Here is a 22,238-nt window from a genome sequence, read left to right as displayed (position 1 = left end):
ATTTTATGCGGGACTTGGCCGAAGGTGCATATTTCGGAAGCAAATAGATGCTGATGTGAATAGACAGATGCAGCAATTCCGGGCTTCGCGTAAATTGGCCTGGGCTTTGCGATGCCGATCCGAAAAGACTCGTTAAACGGGAGGGTGGACTTGGGCGCGCCATTCGACGAAATGAACGGCTTTGGCGGCGAGGTGCGGCCACCGTATAAAGCATTCGCTGAATGGCTCGGTGTCCAACACCTCGATACGCTCCGACAGAAATCTGCTGAAGCCGAGGTTTTATTCCGACGCTCGGGTATTACGTTCGCGGTCTACGGTGCAGAAGAAGCCGGCGAGCGTCTGATCCCCTTCGATATTCTGCCGCGCATCATTTCCGCCGACGAGTGGCGGCGCCTCGAACTTGGGATCGAACAGCGCGTTCGCGCGCTCAACGCCTTCCTGTACGATATTTATCACCGCCAGGAGATCCTGAAGGCCGGTAAGATCCCCGAGGAACTCGTCGTCCAGAATTCCGCCTTCCTGCCGGAGATGATCGGCGTCGACCCGCCGCGCGGAATCTATAGCCACATCATCGGCGTCGATCTCGTCCGCACCGGCGAAAACGAGTTCATGGTTCTCGAAGACAATACGCGCACCCCGTCCGGCGTCTCGTACATGCTCGAGAACCGCGAGACGATGATGCATCTCTTTCCCGACCTCTTCAGCCGCAACCGCGTGCGCCCCGTCGATAATTATGCCGACGCACTCTTGAAGACGCTCGAAAGCGTTGCGCCAGGCAATCTCGATGCCGAGCCGACGATCGCTCTGTTGACGCCGGGCGTCTACAACAGCGCCTATTTCGAGCACTCGTTCCTCGCCGATCAGATGGGCGTCGAGCTGGTCGAAAGCTCCGATCTCGTTGTGATTGACGGCCTATTGCGCATGAAAACGACCGAGGGATTGAAGCGCGTAGACGTGCTCTATCGCCGTGTCGACGATGACTTCCTCGATCCGCTCGTTTTCGAACCGACGTCGCTTCTGGGCGTGCCGGGCATCTTCGATGTCTACCGGTCGGGCCGGGTGACGATTGTCAACGCACCGGGCGCCGGTATTGCCGATGATAAGGCGATCTACAGCTACATTCCGGCGATCATCGAGTTTTATACGGGCAAGGCGCCGATCCTGCCCAACGTCGAGACGTATAGCTGCCGCGAGCCCGACAGCCTGAAATACGTTCTGGATCACCTCGCTGAACTCGTCGTCAAAGAAGTCCACGGCTCTGGCGGATACGGCATGCTCGTCGGTCCGAAATCGACGACCGAGCAGATCGAGGAATTTCGCGCCAAGCTGATTGCCAATCCCAAAAACTATATCGCCCAGCCGACGCTTTCGCTATCGACTTGCCCGACACTCGCCGATACCAGCGTGGCGCCTCGGCATCTCGATCTGCGCCCCTTTGTGCTCATCGGCGATCAGGTGCGCTTGATGCCCGGAGGACTGACGCGCGTAGCCATGAAGAAAGGCTCGCTCGTCGTCAATTCAAGTCAGGGTGGCGGCACGAAGGACACTTGGGTGCTGCAGGAATAGCTTCGGAATGCTTGGACGTACCGCAAACGACCTTTATTGGCTGTCGCGCTATATCGAGCGCGCAGAAAACATGGCGCGCCTCCTTGAGGTTGGCTACCGCATTGTGCTGCTACCGCGCGAGGGCGAAGGCTTTCACGAGGAATGGCGATCGACGCTCGAGAGCGCCGGGTGCCTGCAAGGCTATGTGCAGCGTCACGGCGAGCTGATCTCGCAGAACGTCATTGACTACATGCTCTTCGACACGTCGAATCCGTCGAGCATTGCATCGTGTCTCGCTGCAGCGCGCCGCAACGGCCGTGCCCAACGCACTGCCCTGACGCGGGAAATGTGGGAAAGCCTGAACAGTGCGTGGCTGGAGTTTTCCGCCATTCGCCCGGTGGCGATCACATCGAATTCGCTTCCTGAACTTCTCGATTGGGTGCGTTCACGCTCGGCGCTCTACCGCGGCGCCATGTTGAACACGATTTTGCGCAACGACACATTCTATTTCAGTCAGGTCGGCACCTTCATCGAGCGCGCCGACAGCACCGCGCGCATTCTCGACGTGAAGTACTATCATCTCCTGCCGTCGAGCGAGATGGTCGGCAGCGAAAAGGACAACTATCAGTGGGCGGCGCTTCTTCGCTCCGTCTCGGCGCATCGTAGCTATCGCTGGGTTTTCAAGGATCACTATCGGCCGCTCAAGATCGCCGATTTCATGATCCTCAATCGGCAGATGCCGCGGTCGTTGCGCTCGTGCTACGATGAGTTGACGTTGGCGCTCCGCGATCTCGCGGTGTTCTATGGCGCTCGTCACGATTGTCAGACGACGGCGGAATCCACCCGCGACCTTCTGCTGGAGGCCGACATTCGCAATATCTTCCAATCGGGCCTGCACGAGTTCGTGCAGGACTTCATTGCCCGCAACAATAAGCTCGGTAACGAGATCTCCGCCGCCTATCACTTCAGCGATTGAGGCTCCGACGATGCGTATTTCGATTGGGCATGTTTCGCGTTACGTCTACAGCGAGCCGACGAAGTATTCCATTCTCGCGCTCCGTCTCACGCCGCCGTCGTTTCAAGGCCAGCGTGTCATCGAATGGCGCATCAGCGCCCCCGGCGTCGATGCGGTGAAGCCGTTCCGCGATGGCTTCGGCAATATGGTGCATCTCGCGAGTTGCACCGAAGAGCATTCCGAGTCGCTGATTATCGCCAAGGGCGTCGTGGATACCGAAGATCGCGCCGGAATCGTGCGCGGACTGATGGACCCGGCCCCGCTACGCGTCTACCGCCGCTTCACCCCCAAGACGATGGCGACCGAGGATATTATAGCGCTCCAGCAGGATGCCGGAGCCAAGGCCGACATTCGCGGCATGCACAACCTGATGCATGGCGTCCGCGACGCCATCGACTACAAGATCGGTTCCACCGGTGCGCATACGACCGCTGCCGAAGCGCTGGCGGAAGGCAAAGGCGTTTGCCAGGACCACGCCCATGTCTTCATCGCCGCGGCGCGGTCAATCGGCATTCCGGCCCGCTATGTCAGCGGTTACCTGCTGACGGGGGGCGATGAACCCGCCGATGCTAACCACGCCTGGGCGGAAGTCTGGCTTGAGGGCTTAGGCTGGGTCGGCTTCGACCCGGCGAATGGCGTCTGCCCGACCGAAAAATATGTACGCCTGGCAACCGGCCTTGATGCGACTTTTGCGGCTCCAATTCGTGGTTCTCGCCGAGGGGTTGCAAACGAAGAGCTTGACGTCATCGTCGAAGTTCAGCAGCAGAGCAGCCAGCAACAATAGCGGCCCTGCCGACTTCGGAGACGATTGCATGACATACGCCGTAGCATTCCGCCTGGAGCGCGGCCTCGTGTTTGCAGCCGACACGCGGACCAACGCCGGCGTCGACAACATCGCGCAGTACAAAAAGCTTCAGCTCTGGCGGCAGCCGGGCGAGCGCGTGTTCGTGCTTCTGAGCGCCGGCAATCTCGCGGCGACCCAGGCGGTTGTCAGCTTGATCAACGAACATCTCTCGCAAGAGACCGACGATGAGGTGACGACTCTCTTCACGGCGCCGAACATGTACCGCGCCGCCCGCGTGGTCGGAGACGCTGTGCGCGAGGCGCGCAGTATCGACGGAGCTGCGCTTGAGGCCAGCAAGCTTGGCTTCAACACCAATTTCATTTTCGGCGGCCAGATCAAGGGCGAGCGCCCGCGCCTGTTCCAGATTTATCCGGAAGGCAACTTCATCGAGGCGACCGATGACACGCCATTCTTCCAGATAGGTGAGCATAAGTACGGCAAGCCAATCCTCGACCGCGTCGCGCGCTCCGACATGCGCCTCGGTGAGGCAGCCAAGCTGATGCTGCTGTCGTTTGACTCGACCTTACGCTCCAACTTGTCGGTCGGCATGCCGATCGACCTTGTCATCTACGAACGAGATACCTTCGACGTGACACGCGAAAAACGCATCAGCGCCGACGACGAATATTTCCGCAATCTCTCGAACGCCTGGTCGGACGCGTTGCGGCAAGCCTTTTCCAAGATCGAAGAGTTCGACGTCTGAACCAACGGATAATTTGCGCTTTTGATTAACAGTTGAATGCGCCCTCCGCGCCTACAACTCTGCGCGCCGAGAAATCTATGCTGCACCCCAGCAAAAGTGCGGCAGTGCGCGCCTATGCACGGGTTTGAAGAAAGTGCTGTCTCGATTCTCACTGCCACTTACGGTTAGATTAAGCGCGGGTCATCAGGGCAGGCGGGCGCTGGAAGGGCATAATGGGTCTCCCGACGCTTAGTGAATATCTTTCGAACTGGACGCTGGAAGGCCGTACGCGCGGCCAAGTTTCGGAAACCGTGCTTGCCATCGCCGATGCCAGCATCCGTCTTTCGGAACTGATTGGCCGCGGCGCGCTCGATCATCGGTTGGGTCGGGTCGTCGCGCGCGCTGGCGAGCGCGACGAGCAGAAAGAAATAGATATCCTCGCCAATGATCTGATGGTTCAAGCCTTGGGCGCGGTTCCTGTCGCGGCTTTGGCCTCCGAAGAAGCAGAACTTCCGATCACGCTGCAAAGAAATGCGCCGTTGCTCGTCGCGACCGATCCTCTCGACGGCTCATCGAACGTCGAAGCCAACGTTTCGGTCGGTACGATCTTCTCGATCCTGCCGCGTCATCCGTCGGCGGAGGGTGAGGCGGCGTTCTTGCGCCCCGGCTCGCACCAGCTGGCCGCCGGGTTCTTCGTGTATGGTCCCCAGACGGTGTTGGCGCTCACGGTCGGGCACGGCACGCAGATCTTCGCGCTCGATCGGGCGACACAGGTTTACCATCTGACGACGCGCAACGTTTCTATTCCTTCCGAGGCGCAGGAATATGCGATCAATGCTTCCAACGCGCGCCACTGGGACGATCCAATCCGCATTTACATCCACGACTGTGAAAATGGCGCCAATGGTCCGCGCGGCCGCGATTTCAACATGCGCTGGACGGGCTCGCCAGTTGCGGACGTTTTCCGCATCCTGACGCGCGGCGGCATTTACCTCTATCCGGGAGATCGCCGAAAAGGCTTCCATCAGGGCCGCATTCGCCTGATGTATGAAGCCAATCCGCTGGCATGGATCGTGGAGCAGGCGGGTGGGCGCGCGACGACGGGACGAGAACGCGTCCTTGACGTTATTCCGGTGGCTCTGCATCAAAAGACGCCGCTGATCTGCGGTTCACGAGATGAGGTAGACCGAGTGATGCGCATCTATAGTGGTCAGGAGTTCAAGGGAGATCATTCGCCGCTCTTCGGCCGCCGAGGCCTGTTCAGAGCTTCACCCTAATTCCATGAACAGAGGCGCATCGAGTCCCATCCATGTCCATTAAGCATCCGATCATATCCGTCACCGGTTCCTCCGGGGCCGGGACGACATCGGTTAAGCAAACCTTCGACTACATTTTTCATCGTGAGAAGGTAAAGGCGGCGTTCGTCCAGGGGGACGCCTTTCATCGCTACGACCGTTGCGGCATGGAAAAAGCGATGAAGGCCGCAGCAAAGCGCGGCAATCATAATTTCAGCCACTTCGGCATCGAGGCAAACCTTATCGAAGACCTCGAGAAGTTGTTTCGCACTTATGCGGAAAGCGGAAAGGGGCTTTATCGCCACTACGTCCACGACGAAGACGAGGCGAACACGTATGGGACACCGATTGGCTCGTTCACGCGGTGGGAAGATATCGAGCCTGGCACCGATCTCCTTTTGTATGAAGGGCTACATGGTGCCGTCGTTACGCCCGAACATGATGTTGCGCGACACGCGGATCTCAAGATTGGTGTTGTCCCGGTCATAAACCTTGAATGGATTCAAAAAATTCGACGCGATCGGACTGAGCGCGGATACACGACTGAAGAAGTGACGCAATCCATTTTGCGGCGGATGCCCGACTACGTTCAGTACATTTGCCCCCAGTTCGCAGAGACGGATATCAACTTCCAGCGCATACCGACCGTCGATACGTCAAATCCCTTCGTCGCGCGCTGGATTCCGACCAACGATGAATCGATGGTCGTTATTCGTTTCAAGGAACCGCGTGGTATCGATTTCGCGTACCTGCTGTCCATGATCCACGATAGCTTCATGTCGCGCGCCAATTCCATCGTGATCCCCGGCAGCAAGCTTGATCTCGCGATGCAGTTGATCTTGACGCCACTCATTCTTCAGCTCGTCGAGCGGCGCCGTCGCGTCATTTGAACGAACTCCTTCGAAAGGTAGCTTGTGTCACGCCCTCTCCTGATTGCCCCGTCCATTCTGTCGGCCGATTTCAGCAAGCTCGGCGACGAGATTCGGACGGTTGATGCCGCCGGCGCCGATTGGATTCACTGCGATGTGATGGACGGTCATTTCGTGCCGAACATCACGTACGGCGCGCCTGTCATCAAAGCGGTGCGCGGAACATCGAAAAAGGTTTTCGATGTCCATCTGATGATCGCGCCGGTCGATCCGTATCTGGCTGATTTCGCAGCCGCTGGCGCCGACATCATCACCGTTCACGCCGAAGCCGGTCCGCATCTCGACCGGTCTCTCCAGGCCATTCGCGCGCTCGGCAAGAAGGCCGGTGTTTCGCTTAATCCGTCGACGCCCGAAAGCGTCATCGAATACGTCCTCGATCGCCTCGATCTGATTTTGCTGATGAGTGTCAATCCGGGCTTCGGTGGTCAGTCGTTCATTCCTGCCGTTGTCGAGAAGATCCGCCGGGTGAAAGCCCTCATCGGCGATCGTCCGATTGATATCGAGGTTGACGGTGGCGTTACGCCGGAAACCGCGCCGCTCGTCGCCAAAGCCGGTGCCAATGTGCTCGTCGCTGGCTCGGCTGTGTTCAAGGGCGGCACCGAAGCCAGCTATCGCACCAACATCGAGGTGATCCGAAAAGCTGCTGCGTCGGCGGTTTAGCGACTGCTAACCGGCTTGATTTGTCGCCGCGCTGGCGTATGTCCACCGCCTATGACTGATCGCTCTTTCGCCGAAACCCTGCCGATTGATGCCGCGCTCGGTGACGTGCGCGCGGCGCTTCGCACGCATGGCGCAGCCGTGCTCGTTGCCGCACCCGGCGCAGGTAAGACCACGCGCGTCCCGCTCGCGTTGCTTGATGAGCCATGGCGCGCGGGCGGAAAGGTCCTGGTGCTCGAACCTCGGCGGATCGCCGCGCGGGCTGCCGCCGAGCGCATGGCGGCGACAGTCGGCAGCCGTCTCGGTGAAGATGTCGGGCTGCGTGCCCGCCTCAATTCCAGGACAGGCCCGCGTGTCGCTGTTGAAGTGATCACGGAAGGCGTCTTTACGCGCATGATCCTCGATGATCCAGAGCTGAAGGGCGTAGCCGCCGTCTTGTTCGATGAGTTTCACGAGCGCTCACTCGACGCCGACCTCGGGCTGGCGCTGGCACTAGACGCGCGTGCGGCGCTCAGGCCCGATCTCAAGATCGTCGTGATGTCGGCGACGCTTGAAACGCGATCTGTCGCTAAGCTGCTGGGCGAAGCGCCCATCATCGAAAGCGAAGGGCGTGCGTTCCCTGTCGAGACGCGATACCTCGGTCGAAGCCCCGCACGACTAGAGGACGACGTCGTTGGAGCAGTGCGCCGCGCGGTTTCGAGCGAGCAGGGGTCGATATTGGTATTTCTTCCTGGACAAGGCGAAATCGCACGCGTCGCGGAGCGTTTGGCGGATCAGGCGTTGCCGTCGAACGTTGATGTCGTTCCGCTCTATGGCGGCTTGGACCCGGCGACGCAGGACCGCGCTATTTCTCCGGCGAAGCCTGGTCGTCGCAAGATCGTGTTGGCGACGTCGATCGCCGAAACGTCGATAACGATCGACGGTGTCCGCGTCGTCATCGACAGCGGTGTCGCCCGCGTTCCCCGCTATGAGCCGGACGTCGGCATAACGCGGCTTGAGACCGTTCGCGTCTCACGCGCCTCAGCCGATCAGCGTCGCGGGCGGGCTGGACGAACGGAACCGGGCGTGTGCTATCGGCTGTGGGACGAACCTGAGACGCAAGGTCTTGTGCCCTTTGCCGATCCGGAAATTCGCGCCGCCGATCTTTCGAGTTTACTGCTCGATTGCGCCGAATGGGGTGCGAACGACCCGCGTACGCTCTCTTGGCTTGATCCTCCGGCCGAGGGCCCGCTCGCTGCGGCCCGCGCCGGTCTGGAAGCCATCGGGGCGCTTGATCCCGATGGACGCATCAGCAGCGAAGGCCGGCGGCTGCGCATGCTTCCGTTACCGCCGCGCTTGGCGCGTATGATCATGAAAGCCGGTGAGCTTGGCAACGCGAGCCTCGCTGCCGAGATCGCCGCAATCCTTGTCGAGCGCGGCATCGGCGGCAACGACATCGACCTTGCACAGCGCCTCGAAAATTTCCGCCGCGACCGTTCGCAGCGAGCAGAAAACATGCGTGCACTCGCGCGTCAGTGGGCGCGCACGGCTTCGACGGACCTACGTGAAAGTCGCGCGCAGTCGCCGGCCGCTCTACTGGCGCTTGCTTATCCTGAACGTATCGCCAAGAGCCGCGGCAAACGCGGTAGCTTTCTGCTTGCAAACGGCCGAGCCGGTCAGATCGACGAGCACCAGCACTTGGCGTCAGCGCAATATGTTGTCGTCGCCGAGCTGCAGGGCCGTGCAGCCGCGACACGCATCATGCTGGCGCTCGCGACCGACGAGGCCGAGATCGAAGCGATCGCTTCCGATGCGATCGAATCTCGCGACGAGATCTATTTTGATAAGGATGCCCGCGCGGTTCGAGCCCGGCGCGCCCGCCGCCTTGGCGCTATCGTTCTGAAAAGCGAAACGCGTCCGGTCAAAGACGGCGATGACGTTATGGCCGTGCTTGCTCGCGGCCTTGCCGATATCGGTGTCGCAGCACTTCCGTGGACGAAAGCGCAGCTTCAGCTCCGCAATCGCGTCTCGTTTCTCCGCCGCAACGATGAAACCTGGCCGGACTTGTCTGATGCCGCTCTCGCGTCGACCATCGACGATTGGCTGTCGCCGTTCCTGCTCGGCAAAACGCGAACGACGGACGTTGACGCCGAGACGCTGGAGACCGCGCTCAATGCGCTGCTGCCGCGGCAAATGCGCGTCCGCCTCGATGATGAAGCGCCGACGCATTTCACCGCGCCCACCGGCAACCGCCATCCGCTCGACTACGAATCGGATGATGCCCCGGCGCTGCACATTCGCGTGCAGGAGCTTTTCGGCCTCAAGGAGCATCCTGCGATCGCGCGTGGCCGTTTGCCGCTTACGCTTCATTTGCTGTCGCCGGCACACCGTCCGATTCAGATTACACGCGACCTTCCGGGCTTCTGGGCGGGCTCATGGCGTGCGGTCAGGGCGGATATGCGCGGGCAATATCCCAAGCACGTCTGGCCCGAGGACCCCGCAACGGCTCTGCCGACGGCGCGCGCCAAGCCGCGTAAGGGATGACACTACAAGTTTACCTTCGTTGAAAACGACAGGTGCTGGCGCCGTGATTAGAGCGTAGTTAATCTGCGTCCTAACTATTGCTCGTGTCATGTCGAAGACGTGTACGACCAAAGTCCTGTTTGTTGCTCAATACCTTCAGGAGTTAAAGACAATTCTGCGTTCGTTTGCCGCAGGATAGCGGCTCTCGGACCCCAACATTGAACCTTCGCAAGAAGGCTTCGATGGCATTCTGGAGGTAAAACTTGTCTGTGCCGGCGCACATATTGATCGTTGATGATCACCCCCTCTTTGTCGAAGCCCTGCAAAGAGCGATCACGAGCGCATTTCCCGATACCACCACCAATTCTGCAATCTCGATTGAGGCGGCGAAAATTCAGCTCGACAGCGGCATCCCGTTCGACGTCGTGCTGCTTGATCTCGCCCTACCCGGCATTCGTGGCTTCGATGGCCTGCTTGAACTCAGGACGCTGTATCCCCGTCTTCCGATCGTTGTCGTTTCTGCCCTTGAAGATCCTCGCATCGTTCAAGACGTGATGCGCTACGGCGCGGCAGGCTTCATTTCGAAGTCGGCAGACCGTGGGGAGATCGCAGCAGCCATCAAAGACGTCCTTGAGGGCTCGCTGACGCTGCCAAAAGGCTATCGGCCGCCGGAGATACCGACGTCCGAAACGCGCGACGATGTCGTGCGGCGGTTGCGAACGCTCACCCCGAAGCAGCTGAGCGTTCTCAAGATGCTGCGCCAGGGTTTGCTGAACAAGCAGATCGCCCACGAGCTTCAAATCGAAGAAACGACAGTAAAGGCTCACGTCTCGGAAATCTTGCGCAAGCTCAATGTATCCTCGCGCACGCAGGCCGTGATCGAAGCCCAGAAAATCGATTTCAGCATCATTCTTGGCGATGCGAACGGCGGATAGCCTAACGCATCCCGGCCAATCGTCTAGCCGAGCAGGTGCTTCATCAACGCCCGCAATTCGCCCGGACGAACAGGCTTTAGAAGCAATTCGCAGTGCGAGCGTAACGCCGCCTCCGCTGCGTCCTGCGTGCGATCCGCTGTGATCAAAATGGCGGGAATGTCCACCTCGAGACGGTTGCGAATGCTGCGCACGATATCGATGCCGAAATGGCCTTCCTTCAGGTGATAGTCCGCCAGCACGATGGCCGGCGAAAATTCCGGGTCGGAAAGAATTTCGCTGACATCCTCAAGATCTCTCGCCGGGCGCACATCGGCCCCCCAACGCGTCAGCAGCGACTGCATGGCCGTCAGCACGTCGAGATCGTCGTCGACGATGATGACCTGCCGCGAGACCAAGGAATCGGTTTCGTCCTTGACGGCATCGGTGAGCGGCAGCGGTCTCTTCGGGGTCGATGCGGATGGCGCGTAGACCGAGAATCGAGAGCCATGACCGACGCGCGATTGTAATTCCAGGCGGTGCCCAAGGGCATCGACCATGCGCCGTACGATCGCGAGCCCCAGCCCGAAGCCCGTGCCGCCCGAACGCTCCGATGCGGTGCCGCGCTGGAATTCTTCGAAGATACGATACTGCTCCTGCTGTGGTATGCCGGGACCCGTATCCCACACTTCGATCACGACCTCCTTGCCGCGCGGACGGGCCGCCAGAAGAACACTGCCATGTTCGGTGTAGTGTGCGGCGTTCGCGAGAAGGTTCTGCACGATCCGGCGAAGCATGAGAGGATCGGAGCGGACGGCCAGATCCGTCGGCCGCCAGCGGAAACGCAGACCCTTGCGCCGCGTCACGGGCTCAAGGCTGTTGGCGACCTGTTCGAAGATCGCTTCCAGAACGACGGTCTGAATATTCGGAACGAAGACGCCAGCCTCGAGTTTCGAGATATCGAGGATGCTGGTCAAAAGCTCCTCGATGCTGACGAGCGCGTGCGAGATGTTGTGAGCGAGGCGCTTGTTGTCGGCCTCGTGCTGCGCATCGGTCAGCTCAGAGAGCGTCAAGCGTGCCGCGTGCAGCGGTTGAAGCAAGTCGTGCCCGACGGCTGTGAAAAAGCGGGTCTTGAAGGTATTGGCGCGCTCGGCCTCGTCTCGCGCTTGGCTCAGCTCGATGTTGGTATGCGCCAGCTTCGTCAGTGCAAGGTTGAGTTCTTCCGTCCGGCGTCTGATCTGCGCTTCCTGATTGATCGCCGTCTGAAACAGCGAAAATGAACTCGCCTGCTGATCCATCGAATGCTCAACACGCTTCATCAGCGCCGCATTAATCTTACGAAGCTTGTCTACGGCGCGACGAAGGTCGGATTGCCGCGTCGGCAACTTCTCTGCCGGATCCTCTTCGTCGTTCATGGCGGTTCAATTCTACCGTGCGGCTTTGAGAACGCTATGCCCGTCAAAGTCTGATTGAGGTGCATGGCATTGAACTGCTCGCCATAAGTCTGGAAGCCAGCAAGTCCATATCGGTCATAAATTTCCTCGACTTTGTGGCGGAGTTGCCCGGTTTCGGCATCGATCCGTCTCAAGAAGCAGTCGAACCCGAGAACGAAATCGATGCCGCCTAACGCGGCATCAACTTGTTTGAGCGTTTCCAACGTGGATTGAACCATATCACGCGGCCGTCCGACGGTGAAAACCAGACCTTCGTCGATTGCACAAAGGAACGATAAGCTCCCATCCGGGTTCATGTTGCGAATTGCGCGGCCGTAATACTCTCCCCCCACTTTTACGACGAGCGGATAAGTCGCGAAACTCAACGGACCGAGATCGTCAAGTGATACGCCAATGGCAGATGCATACTCACTGGCCGCAGGTTCGGCATTGAGATCGTAGACAATGCGGTGTTCACTGTCCGCGGCCGTAACGACAAGCTTGATCGGAGTCGGTTCGAAGTTCTGCGTCTTGAAAACGCGAAATGGTGTGGATGTTTCGATCACGAATAGAATGGCGCCGCGCCGGATGAGCTTGCCGCGATGAATGAGGGCGGTACGCTGAAACGCCAATCCGTCGCCGGCAGAGCCGCCCAAGAGTTCCATGTCCTCGAGCGACCAATGCAGCGCCGCCGTCAGCGGTTCTTCTCGATCGGACAATCCGTCGACGAGTACGAGCGCAAAGATGTTTTCTTTCGCCGCGCGCGAAACGCCGGTGATCATTTGCACCCGTAAGCGCCGCGCAATTTCAGAAGCGCGTTCCACGCCGCCTTTGTCGATGTCCGGGATAACTTCACTCATCACTCGGAAGCCCTTCTCAGGGAACGCGATGAAGACGATCCCGCCTTGCGTCATGCCGAGCGGGCCGACTTCACCGGCGGTGCTGCAACCCGAAACGGTGACGTCCGGAAAATTCTGCTGCAGCGCCTTGAGGAGAACCTCTGGGTCATGCTTGATCGAAAAGAAAACGATGATGTGTTGAAAGACACCATCTGCAAGTTCGGCGCGTGCGGCTGAAACGGCTTCCTCGGTGGAAAGTGTGCTCGCCACCACGCGAACGCCACATGCGGCACGAGTGGTTTTTGTCGACATTTGACTCGGCTTCCTCGGTCGCATCGCGACGCGAGCCGCTTAACCAATGAATATGGGCTGGAATTTGCCACAGCCGCGCGGGTCGGACAATGTCCGTCTGGGCAACGCCGCCATGGGTAACGCCACTTTCGTGAAGCATGGCTTACGCCGAAAAAAAGCCCCGGCGGAAATAGCCGGGGCTTCGCGTGTGCGGCAAGACTTAAGAAACGCTGTTTTAGCAGTCCAGCGTATGTGCGCGTTCCCAATCCGTGAAGTGGGAGGCATAGGAATTCCAATTGTCGGTCTTAAGCTTGATGTAGGCCGCAGCAAACTCGTCGCCGAGAGCGCTCTTGAGGGACGTGTCCTTGTCGAAAGCGCGGATGGCATCGAGCAGGTTCAACGGCAGACGCGGTGCATCCGTTACCGTATGGCCAAGCTGGTACATGTCGATGTCGAGGCGTTTGCCCGGATCGGCCTTGCTGCGGATGCCATCGAGACCGGCAGCGATGATGACGGCCTGAAGCAGATAGGGGTTTGCCGCGCCGTCAGGCAGACGCAACTCGAAACGACCCTTACCCGGAACGCGAACCATGTGCGTGCGGTTGTTGCCCGTCCAGGTCACCGAGTTCGGCGACCACGTTGCGCCCGAAAGCGTCCGCGGCGCGTTGATACGCTTATACGAGTTGACGGTCGGGTTCGTGATCGCTGCGAGCGCTTCGGCGTGTTTCATGATACCGCCGAGGAAGTGGTAGCCCTGCTGCGAGAGCCCCATTTCGTCGGACGCGTCGTAGAACATGTTCGTCTTGCCATCCTTGTCCCACACCGAGATGTGAGCGTGGCAGCCATTGCCGGTTAGGCCGGCAAAAGGCTTCGGCATGAAGGTTGCGCGCAGGCCGTGCTTTTCAGCGATCGAGCGCGTCATGAACTTGAAGAACGAGTGGCGATCGGCCGTCACCAGCGCATCGTCGAAGTTCCAGTTCATTTCGAATTGGCCGTTGGCGTCTTCGTGGTCGTTCTGATAGGGACCCCAGCCGAGTTCGAGCATGCTATCGCAGATCTCTGCGATGATATCGTAGCGGCGCATCAGGGCCTGCTGATCGTAGCAGGGCTTCGAAGCATTATCCTTGTCGTCGGAAATCTCAGTGCCTTCAGGCGAGATCAGGAAGAATTCGCATTCGACGCCGGTCTTGACGTAAAGCCCAAGCTCAGCCGCCTCTGCCATCAGCTTCTTCAGTACGACGCGCGGCGCTTGAGGAACGTGCTTGTCTTCCATCACGCAGTCTGCCGCAACCCAGGCTACGTCTTTGCGCCAAGGCAGCTGGATGACCGACGATGCATCCGGCATGCCGAACAGATCGGGATGAGCCGGCGTCATATCCAGCCAGGTCGCAAAGCCCGCGAAGCCCGCGCCGTCCTTTTGCATATCGGCGATCGCCGCAGCCGGAACCAGCTTAGCGCGCTGGGCTCCAAAAAGGTCCGTGTACGAAATCATGAAGTAGCGGATGCCACGCTCTTTGGCGAGCTGGGCAAGATCCTGAGCCATACTGTCTGTCCTCAACGCTTGCGTTTCATTTTTATGAGTGCTTCCCGACCGGCGAAAAAAGGGGCGGCTTAAAAGCCGCCCGCTCCGGTCACCCCGGGGATCCACGATGTTCCGGCAAGGGGCACACGTGCCATCGCCGCAGCTTCGATCGTCAAGGCGCAGAGATCTTCTGGCTCGAGATTGTGAATGTTGTTGTGGCCGGCGGCGCGTGCGATGGTTTGCACTTCGAGCGTCATGACCTTCAGATAGTTCGCGAGGCGACGGCCGGCACGAACCGGATCGAGACGCTTCGACAGTTCCGGATCCTGCGTCGTGATGCCGGCAGGGTCACGGCCTTCATGCCAGTCGTCATAGCAGCCGGCGCGCGTGCCGAGTTTTTCGTATTCCGCTTCGAGCGCCGGATCGTTGTCGCCGAGAGCGGCCAACGCCGCGATACCGATCGAAACTGCGTCGGCACCCAACGCAAGAGCTTTGGCGACGTCGGCGCCGTTGCGAATGCCGCCGGAAACGATGAGCTGCACTTTGCGATGCATGCCGAGATCCTGCAGCGACTGCACCGCCGGACGTATGCAAGCCAGCGTCGGGAGGCCGACATGTTCGATGAACACTTCCTGCGTGGCCGCCGTGCCGCCCTGCATGCCGTCAAGAACGATAACGTCGGCGCCTGCTTTGACCGCGAGGGCCACGTCATAGTAGGGACGTGTGCCGCCGACCTTCACGTAAATTGGCTTTTCCCAGTTCGTGATCTCGCGCAGCTCAAGGATCTTGATTTCGAGATCGTCGGGACCTGTCCAGTCGGGATGACGGCAGGCCGAGCGCTGGTCGATGCCCTTCGGTAGATTGCGCATTTCTGCGACGCGATCCGAGATTTTCTGACCGAGCAGCATGCCGCCGCCGCCGGGCTTCGCGCCCTGGCCGACAACGATCTCGATCGCGTCTGCTTTGCGCAGATCATCCGGATTCATGCCGTAACGTGACGGCAAATACTGATAAACGAGCGTTTTTGACTGGCCGCGTTCTTCCGGCGTCATGCCGCCGTCGCCGGTCGTCGTCGAAGTGCCGGCAATCGAAGCACCGCGTCCGAGCGCTTCTTTCGCATTCGCCGACAGCGCGCCGAAACTCATGCCTGCAATCGTGATCGGGATCTTAAGCTCGATCGGCTTTTTGGCGAACCGCGTGCCGAGCGTTACCGTCGTGGTGCACTTTTCACGATAGCCCTCAAGCGGATATCGCGACATCGAAGCTCCGAGAAACAGGAGATCGTCGAAGTGCGGGACACGGCGTTTCGCACCACCACCACGGATATCGTAAATACCCGTAGCTGAAGCGCGTCGGATTTCCGACAGCGTGTAATCGTCAAAGGTCGCCGATGGGCGCGGCGTTGTAAGCGGGATCTTCGGCGACATCAGTAAGCATCCGCGTTGTCGATGTTGAAGTTATAGAGCTTGCGTGCGGAACCGTACCGCCGAAACTCGCTGGTCTTCGCGTCCGTGATCCCGGCCCCTTCGAGAAGCTTCGAGAGCGCTTCGTGATGCTCGGGCCGCATTTCCTTTTCGATGCAGTCTGCGCCGAGGCTCTTCACTTTGCCGCGCACGAACAGCTTCGCCTCGTAGATCGAATCGCCGAGCGCGTCGCCCGCGTCGCCGAGCACGACCAGATGCCCAGACTGCGCCATGAATGCCGACATATGGCCGATATTGCCTTTGACGACGATATCGATGCCTTTCATCGAAATGCCGCACCGTGACGATGCATTGCCTTCGATGACGAGCAGGCCGCCATGGCCCGTCGCGCCGGCGTACTGGCTGGCATCGCCTTTAATGACGACCTTGCCCGACATCATATTTTCAGCGACGCCAGGCCCGGCAGAGCCGTGCACCGTGACGGTCGCTTTCTTGTTCATGCCGGCGCAGTAATAACCGACGCTACCAAGCACATCGACTTTGATCGGCGCGTCGAGGCCGACGGCGATCGCGTGACCGCCGCGTGGATTGAGCACTTCCCACTGGGCTTCGTTGGAGCCGTCCTTTTGCCGGTGCAGCTCTTCGTTAAGTTCGCGCAACGGACTCTTGGCGAGATCGAACGTACGCATGAGTTCCCCAATTAACTGCTGCATCAGCGTTGCCAGAAATAAACGGTTGCGGGTTCAGGCTCCCAGACCTTCGCCTTATCGATTCCAGGCAGACCAGCGAGCGCGCGATATTCCGAGCCGAACGCGACATAGTCGTCGGTTTCAGCCATGACTGCCGGCTTGCAGGCGATCGGATCGCGAACGACGCCGAAGCCTTCCTTGGTGCCGACAACGAAATTGAAGAACCCGTCGAGATCATCGAGGCTCTTTTCCAAAGCCTCGCCGAGGTTCATGCCCTGCTTCATGCGCCACGTAAGATACGACGCAGCAACTTCGGTGTCGTTTTCAGTGTTGAACGTCATGCCGTCGCGGACGAGTTCGCGACGCAGGCTCGCATGGTTCGACAGCGAACCGTTGTGCACGAGGCATTCGTCGGCACCCGTCGAGAACGGATGCGCGCCAAGCGTCGTCACCGCCGACTCCGTCGCCATACGCGTGTGGCCGATGGCGTGCGTGCCGGACATATGCGCGAGATCGAAACGCTTCGCGACCTCGGTCGGATAGCCGACTTCCTTGTAGATCTCGATGTTTTCACCAGTCGCCATGGTCCGGATCGACGGGAACTCGGCGGCGAGCAGGGCTTTGATGTCGTCGAGCTTGTCCGACGGAATGCTCAGGACAGCGTGGGTGTCCTTCACCGTGAGTTTGGCGTCTGCCTTCTTGTCTTTCGCCAAAGCGGCCTGGAGCTTTGCGAAGTCGCTCTTGGCATTTGCCGATTGCAAGGTGATCTTCGTGCGACCGTCTTCAGCCGCCCCGTAAACTGCAAAACCTGCCGAATCCGGACCGCGCTCGCACATCGTCGAGAGCATCTTCGAGAGAAGCTCTCCGAGCTGCGGCTCCATTTCTGGTTTTTTTAAAAATAATCCGACGATGCCGCACATGGCTGCCTCCTGACTGGGCCGCGAAGGAATAGGCTCAGACAATAAGCGTACGCCGTTAATCTGTCAACTCAGGAGAAAGAAGATTTCTTTAAAGGAATGTTGTGGTGTGGAGCACGAGGGAGCCGCCCGTTTTAGGGTCGTGGATAGATGATGATCGACAGGTAGGTCATTGGCGTCGCAATTAGGCGCGCCGGACCATGGGGTGCCGCGCTGTCGAACAGAATGGCATCTCCGGGAGCCAGGTGATAGCTGCGATCGGCATGCGCGTATTCGACTTCGCCGGAGAGCATGAAAATGAACTCGACACCCTCATGCTGGAAGCCGGTATAGGCGGCCGCATCGTCCGAAAGCGTGATCAGATAGGGTTCGATGACGACCGGGCCGTCAAGCGAATGGCCAAGAAGCTGGTACTGATGGCCCACCTTTGTGCCGCGACGTCGAATGACGACGCCTTCACCTGATTTGACGTAGGAACAGTCGCGGCGCTGTTCGAACGAGGCAAACAGGACCGTCAGCGGCACGTTCAGCGCTGAGGCAAGCATCTGCAACGTGCTGAGTGACGGCGAGATCTGGCCGTTCTCGATTTTGGAAAGCATTCCCGGCGAGATTTGCGATGCTGCGGCGAGCTCGGCAACGGTCAGCCCTGCGTGCTTCCGATGGTGGCGAACCTGATGCCCGATGGCCTGCTCAAGCGTATGTTCGGCAGCGCCTGGTGCATTCGAACCCGTTGCCAAAGGCTCGGCTTCGGCGAGTTCGACAGAGTTTTTGCGTGGCTTTTCTGACATGAAGGCTTTCCGCCGGCGACGGCGGCTGAAAATGACTTAATATCGAAACAGGTTCGCACGTCGCGAAAGATTATTCCACCACGGGAAAAAAAAATGTCCAATGCCTGAAGGACGCAGGCCACAGAGTTCTGGAAAATCTATGTCAGATCAAATCCGGCCAAGCCAGTTGCGGAAATCCTTTGCGTAGGTCCGCGCGCAGGCGAATTCATATCCCCTGCCGTCCGGCAATCGCCACACGGTCACGCCGAGGTGCGAGACGTGGGTGATCGCAACGTCTCCTGGTTTAAACGAAGTATCTTCGAAGTCGATGCCCATGCTCTGAACGAGCGCGTCGGATGGACGGGCACTGTCCATCCCGAAGATCGTTCGGCTATCGCTGACATCAACGACCGACGCAAACCCATTGAATGTTTTCGCATGTTGGGCCGTCGGATCGCCACTTCCCGACAATTGCTCAATCAGCAGCCATTGCTCGGGACCGGCCCAGACAATCGTCATACCACGCGCTTCGAGCGCTCGGGGCGTTGACGGAAACTCGATGCCAAAAGCGGCGCGGGCAGCATCGTTCAGCCCCGCCAGCATGCCGCGTCTGGCGGCAATGTGCGTGACGGCAAGGTCCGAACGTTCAACGATCGAAGAATGCTGTTTCGCCATAAGGCCGTTCGCAAGATCAGACACGCAAACGTGCTCCTTCTACATCGTAGAATGCGGCCGGAACCACCTGGACGAGGGTGCTTTCACCCCGCACCGGATCGACAGCCTTGAGAATTTCGCCCATGCGAGCTTCGGCGCGCGCAAGAAGCCCCAACCCCACCCAATGCCCGAGCATCGGCGAATATGCGACAGAGGTCATATAACCCTGGTCGTTTTGCGCAGTCGGCTGATCGTCTTTGCCGATGAAATGCGCGCCACCCCGCAATCGCACGGCAGTGTCTACAGGCTTGAACCCGATCAGGCGCGGGCGATCCGGATCGATCAATCCCGGCCGCTGTGCCAAGACGCGGCCGATAAAATCTTTCTTGGTCGATGCCATCTTGCCGAGGCCGAGATCCGCAGCCGTCGTTGTGCCGTTGAGTTCCGAGCCGCCGACGTGGCCCTTTTCGATGCGCATGACGCCAAGCGCTTCCGTGCCGTATGGAATGGCGCCGAATTCCTCGCCTTCCGACATGAGCTTGCGCATGAGAAGATCGCCATACCGCGCCGGAACTGCGATTTCGTAGGCAAGCTCGCCTGAGAACGAGAGACGATAGATGCGCGCCTTGATGCCCCCGAGCGCGGTGATTTCGGCGCACGCCATATACGGGAAGGCGGCGTTCGAAATGTCGAACGGTGCATCGACGATCTTGGCGAGCAGGTCACGGGCCCGTGGTCCCGCCACAGAATATTGCGCCCATTGATCGCTGACTGGGAACAGCTGCACGTCAAGGTCCGGCCAGTGCCACTGCCGGCAAAGTTCGAGATGCTGCAGAACCTTGATGGCGTTGGCCGTCGTTGTCGTGATGAAATAGCGATCATCGGCAAAGCGTGCAGCCGTGCCATCATCCATTGCCACGCCGTCTTCGCGCAGCATCATGCCATAGCGCGCTTTGCCGACGGCCAGCGTGCTCATCATGTTGATATAGACGCGGTCCAGAAATTTTCCGGCGTCGGTGCCGTGAACCTCGATTTTACCGAGCGTCGACACATCGCACACGCCGACGCCGCCCCGGACCGTTTTCACTTCGCGATTGACCGTTTCAAGCCAATCGCGTTCGCCGGGTTTGGGAAAATATTGCGCGCGAAGCCACATGCCGGTTTCGACGAAAGCCGCACCACGCTCTTTCGCCCAGTCGTGCGACGGCGTGAGCCGCGTCGGCTTGAAATGCTTGCCACGATGCTCGCCGGCAAAGACACCGAGTGAGACGGGCGAATACGGTGGACGGGCAGACGTCGCTCCCGTTGCCGGGATCGATTTGTTCGTCAGCTCCGCCATCATGGCGAGGCCGTTAACATTCGACGTCTTGCCCTGGTCGGTCGCCATGCCAAGCGTCGTGTAGCGCTTGAGGTGCTCAACCGAGCGGAAGCCTTCGCGCTCAGCAAGGCGGATATCCGCAGCCGTCACGTCATTCTGCTGATCGACGAATGCCTTTTGCTTGGCCGCTTCGACATGCCAGAAGGCCGAGACTTCCGTCAGTTCATCGTCCATGCTGGGAACGAGAGCGACAGTAGCCGCGAAGCCGCACGCAGCGGCAGCGTCTGCGCCTGCCCGGGCACCGTCGTTAAGGCACGAAGATGTCGAGAAAGAACCATTGGCCGCGCCGGCTACGGTCATCCATTTCGGCAGCGCTCCCGGAACGAAGGCCGCTAAATTCTCCTGCCATTGCGAGCGTCCGCCAAGGTGTGTCGTCACCTGAACGTTGGGATTGAATCCGCCCGACGCCGCAATCAGATCGCAAGGGATCGTCTGGGACGTCCCGTAAGCTGCAACGATCCGTGCGCCGGTGACGCGCTGTCCGCCGGTAGCGTCAGCGACCGCGGCGCCTTCGAAGACGCGGATACCATGCTTGCGCGCCTTCGACTTGATTTCAGGCGGTAATATGGGGCGCGTGTCGACAAGTGCTGCAACGGTGATGCCGGCGCGAATGAGATCGTCGATTGTGTTGGCCGCATCGTCGTTGTTCGAGAATACGACGGCCGTCTGGCCCGGCGCCACGCCGAAGCGATTGATGTAGCTTCGCACCGCGCTTGCGAGCATCACGCCCGGCCGATCGTTGTTGCCGAACACGATCGGCCGCTCGGTCGAGCCTTGCGCGACGATCGTCTGCTTGGCGACGATATGCCAAAGGCGCTGCCTCGGCTCACCCGTTGCTGGAACGGCGACATGATCCGCCACCCGCTCGACAGCACCAAACGTACCGGAATCGTAAGCACCGAAAATCGTCGTTCTCGGCATCAAGCGAACTCTGGACGAAGCCGCAAGCTCGGCGACGATGGCATTCACCCATTCGACACCGCTTTTGCCATCGATGCTTCGCACATCAGAGAGAAGGCGGCCGCCCAAGGCAAAGCTTTCGTCGACGACGATGACCTTCGCTCCAGCGCGCGCCGCAGAAAGCGCGGCCATCAATCCCGCTGGACCCGAGCCGATGACGAGCACGTCGCAGAACGCGTTCGCCTTGTCGTAGAGGTCGGGATCGGGCTCATTTGCGGCGGATCCCAGACCCGCCGCGCGCCGGATGATTGGCTCATAGAGCTTCTCCCAGAACGCCGCCGGCCACATGAAGGTCTTATAGTAGAAGCCCGCCGAGAAAACGGGCGACAGGAGCCCATTGACCGAAAGCAAGTCGAACGACAGTGACGGAAAGCGGTTCTGGCTTTTCGCTTCGAGACCATCGTAAAGCTCGGCAACGGTCGCGCGTGTGTTCGGCTCGCGACGCGCACCGGAGCGTAGCTCGACAAGTGCATTGGGTTCTTCGGAGCCCGCAGTCAGGATGCCGCGCGGGCGATGATATTTAAACGACCGTCCGACCAGTCGAATGCCATTGGCGAGCAACGCTGACGCCAGCGTGTCGCCAGCATATCCCGTGTAGGGAACGCCGTCGAAGGTGAAGTCGAGCGCCTTGGTCCGGTCGACGAGGCCTAGCCCCGACACACGGAATGTTTGCGATTGCGTCATGGTGTGGTGCTCGCAGAATTCTGACGTTCGAGAGCGACGTCCTGAGCCGGCTTTACATCGGAAATTTCGTGTGTGCGCGTGTCGCGCGTGACGACCAGCCACGCATGGCATCCGGCTGCGTGATACCAGAGCTCTTGCGTCGGTCCGGCAACGTTCCGGCGCTCATAAGCGAAAGCATAAAAAGCGTCGGCAGCATCCGGCGCTGTCGGATCTGGACGGACGACGCTCGCGTCTCCGAGATAGGAGAATTCATCGTTGCCGCGTTCGCCGCAAAAGGGACATTTGATGCGCATGGTGGCT

19 protein-coding genes are annotated in these 22,238 nt (G+C 59.6%); 9 read left to right on the top strand and 10 right to left on the bottom strand.

Annotated features, from left to right (window positions below):
* The first annotated feature begins 171 nt into the window (after positions 1–171).
* From HYP802_RS0100235 to HYP802_RS0100195, 9 genes are all read left to right on the top strand, one after another.
* A complete protein-coding gene (locus HYP802_RS0100235; protein WP_029670667.1) occupies positions 172–1,566 on the top strand; it encodes a circularly permuted type 2 ATP-grasp protein in 1,395 nt (464 codons plus the stop codon).
* Between the two features lie 7 nt (positions 1,567–1,573).
* Positions 1,574–2,521, top strand: a complete 948-nt coding sequence (locus HYP802_RS0100230) for an alpha-E domain-containing protein (protein WP_013949975.1) — start codon at positions 1,574–1,576, stop codon at positions 2,519–2,521.
* A 10-nt stretch (positions 2,522–2,531) separates the two neighbouring features.
* Positions 2,532–3,344, top strand: coding sequence for a transglutaminase family protein (locus tag HYP802_RS0100225; protein WP_013949974.1), 813 nt, complete (start codon positions 2,532–2,534; stop codon positions 3,342–3,344).
* A 28-nt stretch (positions 3,345–3,372) separates the two neighbouring features.
* On the top strand, positions 3,373–4,107 hold the full coding sequence (locus HYP802_RS0100220) for a proteasome-type protease (protein WP_013949973.1): 735 nt from the start codon (positions 3,373–3,375) through the stop codon (positions 4,105–4,107).
* 212 nt (positions 4,108–4,319) lie between these two features.
* Positions 4,320–5,363, top strand: coding sequence for a class 1 fructose-bisphosphatase (locus tag HYP802_RS0100215; RefSeq protein WP_013949972.1), 1,044 nt, complete (start codon positions 4,320–4,322; stop codon positions 5,361–5,363).
* Positions 5,364–5,395: 32 nt separating this feature from the next.
* The gene (locus tag HYP802_RS0100210; protein WP_013949971.1) at positions 5,396–6,271 is read left to right on the top strand and encodes a phosphoribulokinase; all 876 of its coding nucleotides are present in this window, start codon (positions 5,396–5,398) and stop codon (positions 6,269–6,271) included.
* A gap of 24 nt (positions 6,272–6,295) precedes the next feature.
* Positions 6,296–6,970 (top strand): ribulose-phosphate 3-epimerase, encoded by a 675-nt coding sequence (rpe, locus tag HYP802_RS0100205; RefSeq protein ID WP_024274910.1) that lies wholly within the window; start codon positions 6,296–6,298, stop codon positions 6,968–6,970.
* 51 nt (positions 6,971–7,021) lie between these two features.
* Positions 7,022–9,490, top strand: a complete 2,469-nt coding sequence (gene hrpB / locus HYP802_RS0100200) for an ATP-dependent helicase HrpB (RefSeq protein WP_013949969.1) — start codon at positions 7,022–7,024, stop codon at positions 9,488–9,490.
* A 242-nt stretch (positions 9,491–9,732) separates the two neighbouring features.
* Positions 9,733–10,404, top strand: a complete 672-nt coding sequence (locus HYP802_RS0100195; protein WP_013949968.1) for a response regulator transcription factor — start codon at positions 9,733–9,735, stop codon at positions 10,402–10,404.
* 23 nt (positions 10,405–10,427) lie between these two features.
* Here the strand turns inward: HYP802_RS0100195 and HYP802_RS0100190 are convergent, their stop codons facing one another.
* The 10 genes from HYP802_RS0100190 to HYP802_RS0100145 form a co-directional block, all read right to left on the bottom strand.
* Complete coding sequence (locus tag HYP802_RS0100190) at positions 10,428–11,795, bottom strand: hybrid sensor histidine kinase/response regulator (RefSeq protein WP_013949967.1); 1,368 nt, start codon at positions 11,793–11,795, stop codon at positions 10,428–10,430.
* Positions 11,792–12,964, bottom strand: a complete 1,173-nt coding sequence (locus HYP802_RS0100185) for an FIST N-terminal domain-containing protein (RefSeq protein WP_013949966.1) — start codon at positions 12,962–12,964, stop codon at positions 11,792–11,794. Before HYP802_RS0100185 ends, HYP802_RS0100190 begins: the two co-directional genes overlap by 4 nt.
* Positions 12,965–13,178: 214 nt before the next feature.
* Positions 13,179–14,486: a type III glutamate--ammonia ligase gene (gene glnT / locus HYP802_RS0100180; RefSeq protein WP_013949965.1), complete on the bottom strand. Its 1,308-nt coding sequence runs from the start codon at positions 14,484–14,486 to the stop codon at positions 13,179–13,181.
* Between the two features lie 68 nt (positions 14,487–14,554).
* On the bottom strand, positions 14,555–15,892 hold the full coding sequence (locus HYP802_RS0100175; protein WP_013949964.1) for an FMN-binding glutamate synthase family protein: 1,338 nt from the start codon (positions 15,890–15,892) through the stop codon (positions 14,555–14,557).
* A complete protein-coding gene (locus HYP802_RS0100170) occupies positions 15,892–16,578 on the bottom strand; it encodes a GXGXG domain-containing protein (RefSeq protein WP_013949963.1) in 687 nt (228 codons plus the stop codon). Before HYP802_RS0100170 ends, HYP802_RS0100175 begins: the two co-directional genes overlap by 1 nt.
* A gap of 23 nt (positions 16,579–16,601) precedes the next feature.
* Positions 16,602–17,498 (bottom strand): glutamine amidotransferase family protein, encoded by an 897-nt coding sequence (locus tag HYP802_RS0100165; protein WP_013949962.1) that lies wholly within the window; start codon positions 17,496–17,498, stop codon positions 16,602–16,604.
* A gap of 131 nt (positions 17,499–17,629) precedes the next feature.
* Positions 17,630–18,283, bottom strand: a complete 654-nt coding sequence (locus HYP802_RS0100160) for an XRE family transcriptional regulator (RefSeq protein ID WP_013949961.1) — start codon at positions 18,281–18,283, stop codon at positions 17,630–17,632.
* A gap of 147 nt (positions 18,284–18,430) precedes the next feature.
* Positions 18,431–18,961, bottom strand: a complete 531-nt coding sequence (locus HYP802_RS0100155) for a sarcosine oxidase subunit gamma family protein (protein WP_024274908.1) — start codon at positions 18,959–18,961, stop codon at positions 18,431–18,433.
* Complete coding sequence (locus tag HYP802_RS0100150) at positions 18,954–21,938, bottom strand: sarcosine oxidase subunit alpha family protein (protein WP_024274907.1); 2,985 nt, start codon at positions 21,936–21,938, stop codon at positions 18,954–18,956. The genes HYP802_RS0100155 and HYP802_RS0100150 overlap by 8 nt, the downstream gene beginning before the upstream one ends.
* Positions 21,935–22,231 (bottom strand): sarcosine oxidase subunit delta, encoded by a 297-nt coding sequence (locus HYP802_RS0100145; RefSeq protein ID WP_013949958.1) that lies wholly within the window; start codon positions 22,229–22,231, stop codon positions 21,935–21,937. The genes HYP802_RS0100150 and HYP802_RS0100145 overlap by 4 nt, the downstream gene beginning before the upstream one ends.
* Positions 22,232–22,238 lie beyond the last annotated feature (7 nt).

The sequence above is a fragment of the Hyphomicrobium sp. 802 genome, assembly GCF_000526135.1.
Lineage (GTDB): Bacteria > Pseudomonadota > Alphaproteobacteria > Rhizobiales > Hyphomicrobiaceae > Hyphomicrobium_B.
Note: the sequence above shows the minus strand (reverse complement) of the source record. Positions and strands in the feature narration are given on the sequence as shown.